This window comes from Psychrobacter sp. JCM 18901, from assembly GCF_000586435.1.
GTDB lineage: Bacteria > Pseudomonadota > Gammaproteobacteria > Pseudomonadales > Moraxellaceae > Psychrobacter.
The window spans coordinates 41,486-58,426 of sequence record NZ_BAWH01000021.1 but is presented as its reverse complement, the minus strand read 5'-3'; the positions used below and the strand labels follow the sequence as shown (position 1 = coordinate 58,426).

The window sequence follows — 16,941 nt, the reverse complement described above, 5'->3', positions numbered from 1 at the left end:
GAATAGTGAAGCACGTTCAAAAGTAGAATTATGCCTAGCGTGTATTAATGAATTGGCTGTATGTGTGACAGAGACAATTATTTGTTAGATAGCATATTGTAATCTGCAGCATAGCTTGTTATATTATCGCTGCACTTAACGCTAGCAGTTATTTTAGATTGCAGTAGTGCAAAATCAGGTAAAGTTAATAATTTTACCGTCAAGGGCTTGCATTCTATGCTAAATATTGTATAATGCTGTCCTTTACACCCATAGGCGATTGGCTCAATTGGTAGAGCATCGGTCTCCAAAACCGAGGGTTGTAGGTTCGAGTCCTACATCGCCTGCCATCTTCTTATCACATCTTTGTTGTACCCCACCATCTCCGAAGCGAGTTCTTTATGAGCAATGATCAAGATAACCTCGAGACTAAGTTATCTGATGCCAAGGCGGTTGCTGGTGGAATGCTGTCTAAAAATAAGCATGTTTCAGCTAGTGGTACTACTGCTGTTGAAGTGGCTAAGACTGGCTCAATAAAAGATTTGATTTTGTGGCTACTTGCCGCAGCTGTATTAATCGGTGCGACTCTAGTAAATCAATATTTACCGGGCTATTGGCAACCTGCCAACGACGTCTGGGTACGTATTGGTATTATTGTCGCACTTGTTGTATTTGCATTAGTTTGTTTGGCGTTAACGCATCAAGGCCGTGCTTTTAAAATATTATTAAAAGATGCTGCCGTTGAGCTTCGCCGAGTGACATGGCCAGGTAAAGACGAAACCTTTCAATATACATGGCAAGTGATTGTCGTGATTGCGATTGCCGGTTTCTTTATTTGGTTGTTGGATAACTTTTTTTAATTGGTTCGTTGGTATCTTTATCGGTTAATAGCACGTATTAGTGACTATTAGCGAGACATTTACTCATAACAACTTATTTATAATGATCAGGAGCGTGATATGCGTTGGTATATTGTCCAAGCGTTTTCAGGATATGAAAAACAAGTACAACGTTCATTAACTGATCGTATTAATCGTAGTGACTTCGCTGAGTCATTCGGTGATGTATTGGTTCCTACTGAAGAAGTCGTCGAAATGAAAGACGGCAAAAAAACGTAAGAGTGAGCGCAAGTTCTTTCCTGGATATGTATTGATCCAAATGGAGATGAACGATAATACTTGGCACATCGTAAAAGACTGTCCTCGTATTATGGGCTTCATCGGTGGTACGCCTGAGATGCCTGCACCGATTACGCAAGTAGAAGCTGATCGCATTTTAAACCGTTTGAACCAGACTGAAACTGACCCACGTCCTAAGACTCTATTTGAGCCAGGCGAAGAGTTGTTGGTTATCGATGGTCCATTTACTGACTTTAAAGGGTTGGTAGAAAAAGTGGATTATGAGAAGTCTAAACTGCATCTAACGGTAAACGTATTTAATCGACCTACACAGGTTGAGCTTGAATTTAGTAAAGTTGAAAAACTAGACTAAATTAGCAAAAAAATTCATCAACCGGGGAGCTGTTAGTCAACTAGTTGTATACCACGTTGATTTGGCGCTATCACCCATTTAGGAGAGTATCATGGCTAAGAAGATTGATGGTTACATCAAACTGCAAGTGCCTGCAGGCAAAGCAAATCCTTCACCACCTATTGGTCCAGCTTTGGGTCAAAAAGGCGTGAACATCATGGCGTTCTGTAAAGAATTTAACGCTGCGACCTCAGGCCAAGAGCCAGGTCTACCGATCCCAACTGAGATTACAGTATACAGCGACAAATCTTTTACCTTCATCATGAAGTCACCACCAGCTGCATACTTACTACGTAAGGCTGCTGGTATTGCTAAAGGTTCAGGTACACCGAACACTGCTAAAGTTGGTAAAGTTGACCGTGCACAACTAGAAGACATCGTTAAGACTAAGAATGCAGACTTAACTGCAGCTGATCTTGACGCTGCTGTCCGTACCATCGCTGGTACTGCACGTTCAATGGGTATTACCGTGGAGGGTGTATAATGTCTAAGCTAACCAAACGTCAAAAAGAAATTCAAAGCCGTATTGATAACGAAAAACAGTACACTATTGAAGAAGCGGTTCAAATCCTAAACGATTTGCCAGCGCTAAAATTCAAAGAGTCTATCGATATCGCAGTAAACTTGGGCGTTGACCCACGTAAATCTGATCAAGTAGTTCGTGGTGCAACCAACCTACCTGCGGGTACTGGTAAAACCAAACGCGTTGCTGTATTCGCTCAAGGCGCTGCTGCTGAAGCCGCTAAAGAAGCTGGTGCAGACATCGTTGGTTTTGAAGACCTAGCAGAGCAAATCAAAGCCGGTAACATGGACTTTGATGTTGTTATCGCAGCTCCAGATGCTATGCGTGTTGTTGGTCAGTTAGGTACTATCCTAGGCCCACGTGGTCTAATGCCTAACCCTAAAGTTGGTACAGTAACGCCAAACGTTGCTGAAGCCGTGACTAATGCGAAAGCTGGTCAGGCTCAGTACCGTGTTGATAAAGCTGGTATCATCCATGCAACTATCGGCCAAGTTGGTTTCACTGCTGATCAAATCGAGCAAAACGCGCAAGCGATTCTTTCTGATCTAAAGCGTGCTAAGCCTGCTACTTCTAAAGGTACTTTCATTAAGAAAATTACCTTGTCTAGCACGATGGGTCCAGGTCTAACGATCGACGCTGTTCCTTATCGTACTGCTAAATAATTAAAGTTTTTATCTTCAAATATTTTGAGTGATAAATACAAACAGTTTTTAAAGAATTAGGTCAGCGTAGTATTTGCTACGCTGTCTAAGACCGTAGGTAGAGAGTAGTTTAGAGTCATAGTTAGCGATCTTCGGATAGTTGCTTATGATAATAAGTCACTTTTGTTAATCGACGACAGATGAAAATCTTAGTTGTCCTACGCAGACGGTGGCCCACACAGTTTAAGACACGAGCGAATAGGGCGATAAGATTATTTATAATCTTCAAACTATTACTCAACGTCATTCTGATAACGGTGCCGTAATCAGTCGTTACCAGTAGATGCTTTTTTTATTAATTGAATCCGCTGGTAATGTGTCGTATCAAGTCAGTCTTAGCTTACAGTTTGAGCGCATAAAAACCTTGTTTTTGGCACTTTTATTATAAGTCGATTGATAAGATTAAAGGAGTCAACTTATGGCATTAACGCTAGAACAAAAACAACAAGTTGTGGCTGAAGTGTCTGAAGTTGCTGCTAATGCTTACTCAGCAGTAGCTGCCGAATATCACGGTATTGGTGTTGCACAGCTTACTAAGCTGCGCGAACAAGCTCGTGATAAAGGTGTCGTTTTAAAAGTGGTAAAAAAATACACTAGCAAAACGCGCTTTTGAAGGCACTAAGTTTGAGAGCATGTCAGACCGTATGACTGGTCCACTACTTTTGGCTTTCTCTATGGAAGATTTGGGATCTGCTGCTCGAGTCGTTTTCGACTTCAGCAAAGATAACAAAGCTTTAGAGACCAAATTAGTATCAGTCGGTGGTGAAGTTTATGGTCCAGAAGAGCTAGAGCGCGTATCGAAGCTACCAACTCGCGACGAAGCAATCTCTATCTTGATGGCTACTATGAATGCACCAGTGACCAAGCTTGTCCAGACTATGAACGCTGTTCCTGGCAAGTTCGTTCGCACTGTAGCGGCAATCAAAGACGCAAAAGAAGCTGCTTAATTGCTTGTTTTAACGTAACTTTAACATCGCTAATTTTGGTTGCACTTTATTGTCACACCTATTTGAAATGTCGACAAGCAATCAAGGCGATATTAGAATCAATTAATTTTTATCAGATAACGGAGAGTCTCATGGCACTATCTAAAGATGACGTGTTAAATGCAATCGCTGAAATGTCAGTAATGGATATCGTTGAGTTAATCAGCGACATGGAAGAAAAATTCGGCGTAACAGCTGCTGTTGCTGCTGCACCTGCTGCTGCTGGTCCTGCTGCTGCTGCTGCTGAAGAAAAAGACGAGTTTGACGTAGTTCTTGCCAGCTTTGGCGAGAAGAAGTTGGCGTAATTAAAGCCGTACGTGAAGCTACTGGTCTTGGCCTAAAAGAAGCGAAAGATTTGGTTGAAAGCGCTCCAGCTCCAATCAAAGAAGGCGCATCTAAAGCTGAAGCTGAAGAGTTGAAAAAGAAACTTGAAGAAGCTGGTGCAACTGTTGAACTAAAATAAGTTTAACACTGTACGAAAAAAAGCTGGTAATGCCTTGCATTGCCAGCTTTTTATTATAATTCGTAGCTTGACCTTTTGTGTCTGCCAACATACGTATGCAACATCACGGTGGATACCCATCAAAAGGACAGACGATATACATGCAAGTATACATACCAGTTTTTAAAATCAGTTAATATCAGCTAAACGTCTGTAGATGTTTGGCATTTTTTTGTGTCTGCATGCTTTCCTATCAACACTATAGTTTATACTGATTCTTAAAGTTATAGTTACCCCGATTATTAATCCTGAAAAAAGCGGTATTCTTAAAAAAAGCTGTTGATCATAAGTTGCCTACTTGGTATGGCATGACTGTCGATATTTAGTCTCATAGACAGCTTGTATGTGTAGGGAACATAGTTCGGTAATAAGTAGTCTAGATGGCAAGTGGTATGGATGCAATCTTAATAGACATTATTTCCCAGCAATGTATTTGTAAATTAAGCCTGATAGGCAATGTGTTATAGATTATATAATATTGAATTTTTTTGGTTGCAACAGTCATATAGACTGATTCACTTACCATGAATTTAGCAAGCAACGATGAGATTAAGTGAAGTGTGCTAGGTAAGCACTGAAGAGTAAAGTAGTAATTGACAGAAAAGACATGAACTGAACACGAAGACCCGTTTTATATTATCGTTTACGTCGCCACGTTTGCATCGTATTTATGCATACTGGCCACGCTTTTAATTTGTTTCCACGTTTACTGTAAGGACTCTCGATGGCATATTCTTATACTGAAAAAAAAGCGTATTCGCAAAAGTTTTGCTGAATTGCCCACTGTAATGGACATTCCCTATTTACTGTCTATTCAAGTAGATTCTTATGAGCAATTTTTGCAAGAGCACAAAAAGCCGAAAGCTCGTGAGAATACTGGTTTGCAAGCTGCGTATTCCTCTATTTTCCCAATTGAGAGTCACTCTGGTAACGCAGAGCTACAATTTGTTGAGTACTATTTAGGCACGCCTGAATTTGATGAGCGTGAGTGTATCTTACGTGGTTCAACGTTTGCTGCGCCAATGCGTGTCAAAATCCGTTTGATCATCAAAGACAAAGACAGCAAAGACAAAGATAGCAAAGCTGCGATCAAAGATATCCGTGAGCAAAGCGTTTACATGGGCGAGATGCCTTTGATGACGGCTAACGGTACTTTCATTATCAATGGTACTGAGCGTGTTATCGTATCTCAGCTACATCGTTCACCTGGTGTGTTCTTTGATCATGATAAAGGTAAGTCGCACTCAAGTGGTAAAGTGCTTTATAACGCACGTATCATCCCTTACCGTGGTTCATGGTTAGACTTTGAATTTGATGCAAAAGATTTAGTATTTGCTCGTATTGACCGTCGCCGTAAACTACTTGCGTCAATCATTCTACGCGCACTTGGTCTAACAACTTCTGAAATCTTAGATTTATTCTTTGATAAAGTTGCTGTTTATAAAGGCGAAGAGCAGTTTGAAATTGATTTAGTTGCCGATCGTCTACGTGGCGAAATGGCTCAGTTCGATATCGTATCACCTGAAGGTGACGTTATCGTAGAGCAGGGCAAACGCATTAACGCACGCCGTATCCGTCAGCTTGAAGAAGCAGGTATGACGAAGATTGCTGTACCTGATGAATATTTATATGAGCGTATCTTAGCGGAAGACATCGTCGTTAATGACGAAATCATCGCTAAAGCAAACACGCCAATTGACCATGAATTATTGGTTAAATTGAGCGCGTTTGAAGCCAGTGAATCTATCAAAGAATTCAGCATTCTATTCACGAACGATATCGACCAAGGTAGTTATATTGCCGATACGCTACGTGCTGATAGTACATCAAGCCGTGAAGAAGCATTGATCGAAATCTATAAAGTAATGCGTCCAGGTGAGCCACCAACGGTCGAAACTGCTGAGAAACTGTTTGAGAGCATGTTCTTCAACGCAGATCGTTATGACTTATCAAACGTCGGTCGTATGAAGTTCAACCGCCGTCTTGGTTTAGAATTTGACAACACTGATGATCCTGATATCCAGCGCGAACGCAGCGTATTGACTAACGATGATATCGTTAACGTTCTAAAAGAGCTTATCGAGATTCGTAATGGTCGCGGTGATGTCGATGATATTGACCATCTTGGTAACCGCCGTATTCGTTCAGTAGGCGAGATGGCAGAAAACCAATTCCGTGTTGGTCTAGTACGTGTTGAGCGTGCTGTAAAAGAGCGTTTAAGCTCAGCAGAATCAGACAACCTGTCACCACAAGATTTGATTAACTCTAAGCCAGTAGCGGCTGCGGTTAAAGAATTCTTTGGTTCAAGCCAGTTGTCACAGTTTATGGATCAGAACAACCCGTTGTCTGAAGTTACTCATAAGCGCCGTGTATCAGCGTTAGGACCTGGTGGTCTAACTCGTGAACGTGCAGGCTTTGAAGTACGTGACGTACATGATACCCATTATGGCCGTGTATGCCCAATTGAGACTCCTGAAGGTCCAAACATTGGTCTGATCAACTCACTAGCAACATTTGCTAAAACCAACAGCTTTGGCTTCTTAGAAACGCCATATCGCCGTGTGGTTGATGGTAAAGTGACTGACGTGATTGAATATCTATCAGCAATCGAAGAAGTAGGTACTGTTATTGCACAGGCTGATTCTCCGATGACTGAAGATGGCGCGTTATCTGACGAGATGGTCAGTGTCCGTAGCTATGGTGAATTTGTTCGTATGCCGCCAGAAAAAGTGACGCATATGGATGTATCGCCAAGTCAGGTAGTATCGGTTGCAGCAGGTCTGATTCCATTCCTAGAGCATGATGATGCTAACCGTGCCTTGATGGGCTCGAACATGCAGCGTCAGGCTGTTCCTACGCTACGTGCTGATAAGCCGTTAGTAGGTACTGGTATGGAGCGTCACGTTGCTCGTGACTCTGGTGTTTGTGTTATCGCTAAGCGTGGCGGTGTGATTGAAGATGTTGATGCATCACGTATCGTTGTTCGTGTCAACGAAGACGAGATGACTGCTGGTGAAGCGGGTATCGATATCTATAACTTGATCAAATACACGCGCTCTAACCAAAACACTTGTATCAACCAACGTATCATCGTTAACCAAGGTGACGAGATTGCTTTGGGTGATATCTTGGCTGATGGTCCATCAACGGATCTTGGTGAGCTAGCACTAGGCCAGAACATCCGCATCGCATTTATGCCGTGGAATGGTTACAACTTCGAAGATTCAATCTTGTTATCTGAGAAAGTAGTTAAAGAAGATCGTTTCACTACTATTCATATCCAAGAATTGACTTGTGTGGCTCGTGATACCAAGCTAGGTACAGAAGAGATCACTGCTGATATTCCAAACGTTGGTGAAGCAGCATTATCAAGTCTTGATGAAGCAGGTATCGTCTATATCGGTGCTGAAGTTGACGCTGGTGATATCTTGGTTGGTAAAGTGACGCCAAAAGGTGAAACGCAACTAACGCCAGAAGAGAAACTACTACGGGCTATCTTTGGCGAAAAAGCGGCTGACGTGAAAGACACTTCACTACGCGTACCAACTTCAAGTAAAGGTACGGTTATTGATGTACAGGTCTTCACCCGTGATGGCGTTGAAAAAGACGCACGCGCAAGAGCGATTGAAAAATCGCAGCTTGATAGCTATCGCAAAGATTTGAAAGAAGAGCTACGTATCTTTGAAGAAGCAGCACGTGGTCGTATTGGTAATCTATTAGATGGCCAAAAAGTCAGCGGCGGTGCTGGTCTAAAAGCTGGTACGGTTATGGCCTTGGCTGATATGAAAGATATGAGCCTTGAGACATTGCTTGATATCCAACCAGTAGAAGAAGAAATCTCTGAGCGTCTAACGCAAATCGCTGATTACTTGGTTGATAAGCAAAAAGACATCGATGTGAAGTTTGCTGAGAAAAAACGCAAATTGACTGCTGGTGATGACTTGCAACATGGCGTACAAAAAATCGTTAAAGTATATCTAGCGGTTAAGCGTCGTATTCAGCCTGGTGATAAGATGGCTGGTCGTCATGGTAACAAAGGTGTTGTATCGCGCATCATGCCAGTTGAAGACATGCCTTATGATGAAAATGGTAATACCGTTGACATCGTATTGAACCCACTTGGTGTACCATCTCGTATGAACATCGGTCAGGTTCTAGAGACGCATTTGGGTATGGCAGCGAAAGGGTTGGGCGAGAAGATTGACGGTATGCTCAAATCTCAAGCAGCAATCAAAGAGCTACGTGACTTCTTGGACAAAATCTATAACCAAGTAGGCGGTGAGCAAGTTGATCTTGATAGTTTGAGTGATGACGACATCATGGCGCTAGCAGACAACTTACGTGGCGGTGTACCGATGGGCACAGCAGTATTTGACGGCGCAAGAGAAAGCCAAGTTAAAGACTTGCTCGAGCTTGCTGGTATGGATCGCGATGGTCAGCAGACGTTATATGATGGTCGTACAGGTCAGAAGTTTGACCGTAAAGTAACCGTCGGCTATATGTACATGCTCAAGCTTAACCATTTGGTTGATGACAAAATGCATGCGCGTTCAACAGGTTCTTATTCTCTAGTAACGCAGCAGCCATTGGGTGGTAAAGCTCAGTTTGGTGGTCAGCGCTTCGGTGAGATGGAAGTGTGGGCACTAGAAGCATACGGCGCGACTTACACGTTGCAAGAAATGCTAACGGTGAAGTCGGATGACGTTGAAGGCCGTACTCGTATGTACAAAAACATCGTTGATGGTGAGCAGTATATGGATCCAGGCATGCCTGAGTCGTTTAACGTACTGACCAAAGAAATCAAATCACTGGGTATTAATATTGAGTTAAAACAAAGCAACTAGCCCGTTGTTTAACTTAGTTGTCCACTAAAGGCAGTCTGCTTTATTGCTGCTGCTTTTAGTGATTTGTCTCAACCCTATTCATTGCCTTCATTCATCTTATCTGCGTCAATGGTACGCTGTCAGATGATTATAAAGATAACGGAGAAGCAACTTGAAAGATTTACTCGATATCATGCAAAGCCCTACCGGCAACGGTAACCAAGAGTTTGATAGCATTCAAATTACTTTAGCGTCACCTGACGTGATCAAATCATGGTCACATGGTGAAGTTAAAAAGCCTGAAACGATTAACTATCGTACGTTCAAGCCTGAGCGTGATGGTTTGTTCTGTGCCAAAATCTTTGGTCCAGTAAAAGACTTTGAATGTCTGTGTGGTAAATACAAACGCCGTAAGTTCCAAGGCGTTATCTGTGAGAAATGTGGCGTTGAAGTCACGACTGCTAAAGTCCGTCGTGATCGCATGGGTCATATCGACCTAGCCAGTCCAGTTGCGCATATTTGGTTCCTAAAATCATTACCAAGCCGCATCGGTCTATTGCTAGACATGACGCTACGTGATATCGAGCGCGTTCTATATTTCGAAAGCTACATTGTTACTGAGCCTGGTCTAACCAGCTTAGAAAAGTACCAGTTGCTTGATGATGAAGATTATTACAAAGCGCTTGAAGAGTTTGGTGACGAATTCACAGCCAAGATGGGTGCTGAAGCCGTTCAAGACCTACTAAAAGACATCGATATCGATCTTGAAATTGATGAGCTACGTGAAGCGATTCCACAAACTGGTTCTGAGACTAAGCTTAAGAAGATGTCTAAGCGTCTCAAATTATTAGAAGCATTCCGTGATTCTAATAACAAGCCTGAGTGGATGGTAATGAACATCTTGCCAGTACTACCACCAGATTTGCGTCCTCTAGTACCGCTAGAAGGTGGTCGTTTTGCGACATCAGATCTAAACGATCTATATCGCCGTGTGATCAACCGTAACAACCGTCTTAAGCGTCTGCTTGAGCTGAGCGCACCTGATATCATTGTACGTAACGAAAAACGTATGTTGCAAGAATCAGTGGATGCGTTGCTTGATAACGGTCGTCGCGGTCGTGCCATCACTGGTAGTAACAAGCGTCCATTGAAATCTTTGGCAGATATGATCAAAGGTAAGCAAGGTCGTTTCCGTCAGAACTTACTTGGTAAGCGTGTCGATTACTCTGGTCGTTCGGTTATCGTTGTAGGTCCAACACTACGTCTACATCAGTGTGGTCTACCTAAGAAAATGGCACTAGAATTGTTCAAGCCATTTACTTATAACAAACTATTATCTCATGGCTTAGCGACTACGATTAAAGCTGCTAAAAAGATGGTAGAGCGTGAAGAGCCACAAGTATGGGGTATGCTGGCCATGGTTATCCGTGAGCATCCAGTACTTCTTAACCGTGCGCCAACACTTCACCGTTTGGGTCTACAGGCATTTGAGCCAGTATTGATCGAAGGTAAAGCCATCCAATTGCATCCGCTTGTTTGTACTGCATTCAACGCCGATTTCGATGGTGACCAAATGGCCGTTCACGTGCCATTGACGCTTGAAGCACAGCTTGAATCACGTGCCTTGATGATGTCTACCAACAACATCTTGTCACCTGCGAACGGTGATCCGATCATCGTACCATCTCAGGATGTTGTACTAGGTCTATATTACATCAGTCGCTCGTCGATCAATGCCAAAGGCGAGAGCATGATTTTTGCTACCGTTAATGAAGCACTGCGTGCAATTGGTTCAAACGACCTACATGTAAACGCCAAAATCAAAGTGCGTGTTACTGAGACACAAATTGACGAAGACGGTAACGAGACCAAAGAAATCAGTATCAAAGATACGGTTGCTGGTCGTCTACTTATCTGGAACATCATGCCTAAAGGTATGACGTTTGATGAGTGTAACCAAGAGATGACGAAGAAAAACATCTCTCGTTTAATCAACTCTTGCTACCGTAAAGTTGGCGTAAAAGAAAGTGTTATGTTTGCTGACCAATTGATGTATCTTGGTTTTGCTCAAGCAACACTATCTGGCGTGTCTATCGGTATTGATGACATGGTCATTCCACCACTTAAGAAGCAAATCATCGAAGTGGCAGAAGGTGAAGTTCGCGAAATCGAAGATCAATTCGAGCAAGGTTTCGTAACTGCTGGTGAGCGCTATAACAAAGTAGTTGATATCTGGTCACGTACCAATGACAAAGTCGCTAAAGCGATGATGGACAACTTGGCAACAGATAAAGTTATCAACGCACAAGGTGAAGAAGACGAGCAGAAATCATTCAACTCAATCTTTATCATGTCAGATTCTGGTGCTCGTGGTAGTGCGGCACAGATTCGTCAGTTGGCTGGTATGCGTGGTTTGATGGCGAAACCAGATGGCTCAATCATTGAGACACCGATTAAAGCTAACTTCCGTGAAGGTTTGACGGTACTACAGTACTTCATCTCAACTCACGGTGCACGTAAAGGTCTAGCGGATACGGCACTGAAAACGGCTAACTCGGGTTACCTAACTCGTCGTCTAGTTGATGTGGCACAAGATTTGGTTATCACTAGCGATGATTGTGGTACTGAAGAAGGCTACTCATGAAACCACATATCCAAGGTGGTGAAATCATTGAGAAGCTCGGTGAGCTAGTACTGGGTCGTGTGACTGCTCGTGACGTTACTTACAATGATGATGCTGATAAAGTATTGATTCCAGCTGGTACATTGATCGATGAGTACTGGGTTAACGTCCTTGATAACAACGCAATCGATGATATCTGGGTACGTTCAGTAATTACGTGTGATATCGAACATGGCGTATGTTCACAGTGTTATGGTCGTGACCTTGCACGTGGTCATAAAGTGAATATCGGCGAATCAGTCGGTGTTATGGCAGCTCAATCTATCGGTGAGCCGGGTACTCAGTTAACCATGCGTACGTTCCACGTGGGCGGGGCAGCGAGTTCAGCCTCTGTAGACAACAGCATCTCTGTACGTAATGCTGGTCAAGCGCACTTTGAAAACATGAAAACAGTACAGCATACCGATGGTCACTTAGTCATCGTATCGCGTTCAGCTGAAATCGCATTGACCGATGAGCTTGGCCGTGAGCGTGAGCGCTATAAAGTACCGTACGGTTCAAGCGTACTTGTGAAAGACGAAGAGCAGGTTGAAGGCGGTCAAACTATCGCTAAATGGGATCCGCATACGCATCCAATCATCACAGAATTTGCTGGTACAGCACGCTTCAGTGACATCACTGATGGTATGACTGCAACAGTAAAAGTTGATGATGCAACGGGTATGAGCTCATTTGAGATTCTAGCCACGCGTGACCGTTCAAGCTCAGCAAAAGACTTACGTCCTGCGATTATCTTGAACACTGACGAAGGCAAAGAAGTGGTTTACTTCTTACCAGCTGAAACTATCATCCGCGTGAGCGATGGTGAAAAAGTAGCAGCAGGTTCGATTCTAGGCCGTGTACCACAAGCGTCTTCTGGTACGAAAGATATTACCGGTGGTCTACCACGTGTTGCTGACTTGTTCGAAGCACGTCGTCCAAAAGATCACGCCATCATGGCAGAAATGACTGGTGTGGTAAGCTTTGGTAAAGAGACCAAAGGTAAGAACCGCTTCATTATTACTAATGAAGATGGCGAAGTACATGAAGAGCTAATCCCGAAATGGCGTCAAATCAACGTCTTCGAAAACGAGACGGTAGCACGTGGTGAAGTGATCGCTGATGGTCCACAGAACCCACATGATATCTTACGTTTGAAAGGTCAGACTGCACTTGCTGATTATATCGTCAACGAAGTACAGGACGTTTATCGCTTGCAGGGTGTAAAAATCAACGACAAGCACATCGAAGTTATCATTCGTCAGATGTTGCGTAAAGTTGAAATCACTGACGGCGGCGATTCAAGTCACTTCAAAGGTGATCAGGTCGAGTATGCAGATATCAAAGCATTGAATGCGAAGCTAGAAGCGGAAGATAAATTCCCAGTACAGTTTGAGCGTCAATTACTAGGTATCACCAAAGCAAGTCTAGCAACTGAAAGCTTTATTTCAGCGGCTTCTTTCCAGGAAACAACCCGTGTACTAACTGCGGCTGCTGTGACTGGTAAAGTGGATGAGCTACGTGGTCTGAAAGAAAACGTGGTTGTGGGTCGCTTGATTCCTGCAGGTACGGGTCTTGCTTATCATAAAGCACGTAAAGAGAAAGCAGATCAGAAGCTACAAGATAAAGATTTGAATGCAGCGTTTGATATGACTGCAAGCACTGATAGCAAAGACTTTGCAAGCTTTGATGAAGCATTTGCTCAAGAGTTAAATCAAGATAATTAATCGCATTAAGTATTTTGATTCATTCTTAATTTGATAAAAAAGCCAGCCTAAGTTGCTGGCTTTTTTGTGCGTATAAAAAAACTGAGAAAGGCATGGTGCTATTATCTAAAAAAATAGTACACTGGAAATAGGCTCTAATTCACTACTTATAGAAGGATAATTAGCAAATGGCAGGTAAAACTCGCGTCGCCAAATATCAAGCAGATCGAACCAATCAAAAGTTATATTTCTGTCGTTTATCTTGCCAATCTGCAGGAAGTACCAATGATAAGCAGTTATACCAAGCACACTGTGAGACTGCTATTTTTCACTTGCATGGTGCTTTATTGGCATTTATTCAGGAGCTCGGTCATTTCTATAGCCTAAATATGACGGCGCCAACTTTGCTCGATATTGAGCAAGCACTGAGCGAGCGTACCCAAGTATCTCCTGAGATTCAGCGTTTGCAGCAATTACAGCAGCAAGGTTTTATCGCCAATATAGAACGTGCTTATCAGCGTTGTCTGTATGCAGTACCGCCAGATACTATCGTCGATGAAGCGCCAAGCAGTCATTCAGCGTCGCCAGACTTGATTGTCAATGTTGTCACTTTATCTAACCAATGGCTACCTGATGAAACAACGATACGGGAATGGCGTAATCAGCTTTTGGAGCTGATTGAACAACTGCGTGCAGGTATGGTTGAATTCTAATAGGAAGTAAACTAGCAAATTTATTCTTTGACCGCTATTTATTGAACCATTTTAAAGTATGATTAAGTAGGGTAGGCCATAGTCTACAGCGCATAAAAAAAGGCTTATTCAGTCATTGCTGAATAAGCCTTTTTCTTATTAACTAAAAATAGTCTTGTTTGTTACTCTGGCATCGGTGGCATACTTTCAACGGGTGTCACCGTTAATGGATTTTCCGGTACGCTGTCATCACTACGATTGCTACTTGGTTTCGTTGATGGTGGAGTGCTCGTCTCCTCAGTAGGCTCTGGAACCGAAGGCTTACGCTGCTGGGTTTGAGTCTTGACTGGCTTGGCTGATTTCTTGGCGTCATCATCAACTAGGATGCCATCATCAGTCATCTCTATGATGCTTTGTTGTTGTTTTCTGGATTTTGAGCGGTTATTGATAGATACCCATTGGCTTGGCGTGTCTTTCAGCTGTGCTTTCATAAAGTCCATCCATACTGGCAGCGCTGCTACACCACCGTATTCACGGCGTCCCATAGTAGATGGTTGATCGAATCCCATCCATACTACTGTTGCATTGGTAGGGTGGAACCCTGCAAACCATGCATCCTTTGCCTGATTGGTGGTACCAGTTTTGCCACCGATATCATTGCGTCCTAATGCCTTTGCTCTTACCGCTGTACCGCGTTGGACTACATCGCGTAGTATATCGGCCATCTCAAAAGCGACTCTAGGTTGCAGTATGCGCGGTGCTTGTTTGGCCCTTACATATTGTACGGCTGGCGCTTTTAGGCGGTCTGATTGTGGACCTGCGTTGTATACCGTTAAATCAAGCTCTTTATCTGTTGTTTCGTTACCATCATTGCTTTCTGATGATGAATTATCGGGAGTTATTTCATTACTGCTATCATCAAGCGCTTCAATTGACTTCTCATACTCTTCAACTAAGCTGCTATTAACCTTTTCAAGTTTTTCGTTAAAGCATAGTGCACATGCTTGACGTGGATTTGCCTGAAACAACAGCTCGTTCTTATAATTGTAAATTTGTTCAATAAAGTAAGGTTGGACACGATGACCACCATTCGCGAAAGTTGAGTAAGCCGTGGCCATTTGTAACGGTGTGGCTTGTCCTGCTCCAAGTGCTAATGACAAGGTTGTTGGTAGCTTTTCTTTATCAAGACCGAATTCATCTAATAGGTTGCGCGTACTTGAGATACCGATCGCTTGTAACAAGCGAATAGATACAAGGTTACGAGACAAATATAAACCACGACGTAAAGTGATATCACCTAAGAAACGTTCATCAGAGTTTTTCGGTTTCCAGTCACCTACTTGAATAGCTCGGTCAGACACTATGGTATCTGGACGATAACCTTTTTCTAAAGCAGCGGTATAAACAAGCGGTTTAATGGTTGAGCCAGGTTGACGCCAGCCTTGTAGAGCGCGGTTGAACTTACTGTGGTTAAAATCAAAGCCACCAACCAATGCATTGACAGCACCAGTCTCTGGATTCAACGAGACCAAGCTACCTTGGATTTTAGGTATTTGACCTAGTTGCCAGTTGCCATTCGAAGTAGGTATCACACGAACGATATCGTTTTTCTTAACAACTTGACTGGCATTACTAGGATAATAACCAATACGGTCAGCAGAAATATATTTACGTGCCCATTTCATACCAGACCAATTAACGGTCACTTCTTCACCAGATTGTAGGACTGCGTCAAAACTACGAGAATTGACTTTAGTCACTTTGGCAGGAGACATATTGCTGTAGCGTTGAAAGTTCTCGAGAGGCTCATCATTTGCTTCAGCCCCGCGCCAACCATGGCGATGCTCGTAGCAATCAATCCTGTTACTACTGCTGCTTCTGCATCTGTTTGTGCTTTGCTATCTACTGTGAGACGTACGCGCCACCCACCGTGCATGACTTGATCGCCATAACGTTCGACTAAAGAAGCGCGCGTCATTTCTGCCAAATAAGGCATATTTACTTCGAGCTTTTCTTTATATAGGTTGATACCTATAGGAGAGTTGACCGCTTCATCATACTGAGCTTTGGTAATATAGCCAAGCTCATGCATGCGTCCAACGATCCAGTTACGACGAGTCAATGCACGGCTAGGATTGGCAACAGGATTATACTTAGAAGGGGCTTTTGGTAGGCCGGCTAACATGGCCATTTCAGCAATGGTTAAATTGTCTAATGACTTACTATAGTATTTTTTTGGCCGCAGCACGAATGCCGTAGGCACCTTCGCCCAGATAGATTTTATTGACATATAGCGTCAAAATATCATTTTTACTCAGCTCGTCTTCGATTTTCCGCGCCAAAAACAACTCTGTGAGTTTGCGGTTTAAAGTACGTTCTGGACTTAAGAAATAGTTTTTAGCGACCTGCATCGTAATGGTAGAGCCACCGGTTTGACCATCGTCATCAGTGACTGCTTCGGTGACAGCGCGACCAAGACCTTTAATACTGATTCCGCTATGCTGAAAGAAAGAAGCATCTTCGGCCGCTAAAAAAGCATGAGTTAAATCTTCAGGAATCTCGTCAAAACTAACTGGTAATGATAAACGATTGCCGTATTGGCCGATTAATTTATCATCACTACTATAAATCTGTAATGGCATTTCTAATTTGGCTGTTTTAATTTCTTGCGTACTAGGTAGGGTTGGCGATAGATACATGGCCATCCCATAAAAACCAATAGGTACAGCAAGTGCTAGAATAACTGCCAATGCTAGGCAAGCGATAAAGAGTCCCACCAAAAAGCGAATGAGACGAGCGGTAGCATTTGTTTTGGCCATAATAAGACTTATTAGTTA

5 protein-coding genes, 1 tRNA gene and 6 pseudogenes are annotated in these 16,941 nt (G+C 43.0%); 11 read left to right on the top strand and 1 reads right to left on the bottom strand.

Annotated elements, in window-relative coordinates; genetic code table 11:
• Window positions 1-253 precede the first annotated feature (253 nt).
• From TT11_RS13915 to TT11_RS13870, 11 genes and pseudogenes are all read left to right on the top strand, one after another.
• A tRNA-Trp gene (locus TT11_RS13915) sits at window positions 254-329 on the top strand.
• Between the two features lie 51 nt (window positions 330-380).
• A pseudogene (secE, locus tag TT11_RS13910) lies at window positions 381-867 on the top strand (preprotein translocase subunit SecE).
• Window positions 868-938: 71 nt separating this feature from the next.
• Window positions 939-1,470 (top strand): annotated as a pseudogene (gene nusG / locus TT11_RS13905) (transcription termination/antitermination protein NusG).
• 91 nt (window positions 1,471-1,561) lie between these two features.
• On the top strand, window positions 1,562-1,993 hold the full coding sequence (gene rplK / locus TT11_RS13900) for a 50S ribosomal protein L11 (protein WP_057761727.1): 432 nt from the start codon (window positions 1,562-1,564) through the stop codon (window positions 1,991-1,993).
• The gene (rplA, locus tag TT11_RS13895) at window positions 1,993-2,694 is read left to right on the top strand and encodes a 50S ribosomal protein L1 (protein WP_057761725.1); all 702 of its coding nucleotides are present in this window, start codon (window positions 1,993-1,995) and stop codon (window positions 2,692-2,694) included. The genes rplK and rplA overlap by 1 nt, the downstream gene beginning before the upstream one ends.
• Before the next feature lie 457 nt (window positions 2,695-3,151).
• Complete coding sequence (rplJ, locus tag TT11_RS17465) at window positions 3,152-3,346, top strand: 50S ribosomal protein L10 (RefSeq protein ID WP_370587196.1); 195 nt, start codon at window positions 3,152-3,154, stop codon at window positions 3,344-3,346.
• Window positions 3,347-3,365: 19 nt separating this feature from the next.
• On the top strand, window positions 3,366-3,680 hold the full coding sequence (gene rplJ / locus TT11_RS17460; protein WP_370587197.1) for a 50S ribosomal protein L10: 315 nt from the start codon (window positions 3,366-3,368) through the stop codon (window positions 3,678-3,680).
• Between the two features lie 131 nt (window positions 3,681-3,811).
• Window positions 3,812-4,182 (top strand): annotated as a pseudogene (gene rplL / locus TT11_RS13885) (50S ribosomal protein L7/L12).
• 763 nt (window positions 4,183-4,945) lie between these two features.
• Window positions 4,946-9,065: pseudogene (gene rpoB, locus TT11_RS13880) on the top strand (DNA-directed RNA polymerase subunit beta).
• A 151-nt stretch (window positions 9,066-9,216) separates the two neighbouring features.
• A pseudogene (gene rpoC / locus TT11_RS13875) lies at window positions 9,217-13,433 on the top strand (DNA-directed RNA polymerase subunit beta').
• A 167-nt stretch (window positions 13,434-13,600) separates the two neighbouring features.
• Complete coding sequence (locus TT11_RS13870) at window positions 13,601-14,125, top strand: DUF6586 family protein (RefSeq protein ID WP_101204294.1); 525 nt, start codon at window positions 13,601-13,603, stop codon at window positions 14,123-14,125.
• A gap of 161 nt (window positions 14,126-14,286) precedes the next feature.
• Here the strand turns inward: TT11_RS13870 and TT11_RS13865 are convergent.
• Window positions 14,287-16,923, bottom strand: a pseudogene (locus TT11_RS13865) (penicillin-binding protein 1A).
• Between the last annotated feature and the right edge of the window lie 18 nt (window positions 16,924-16,941).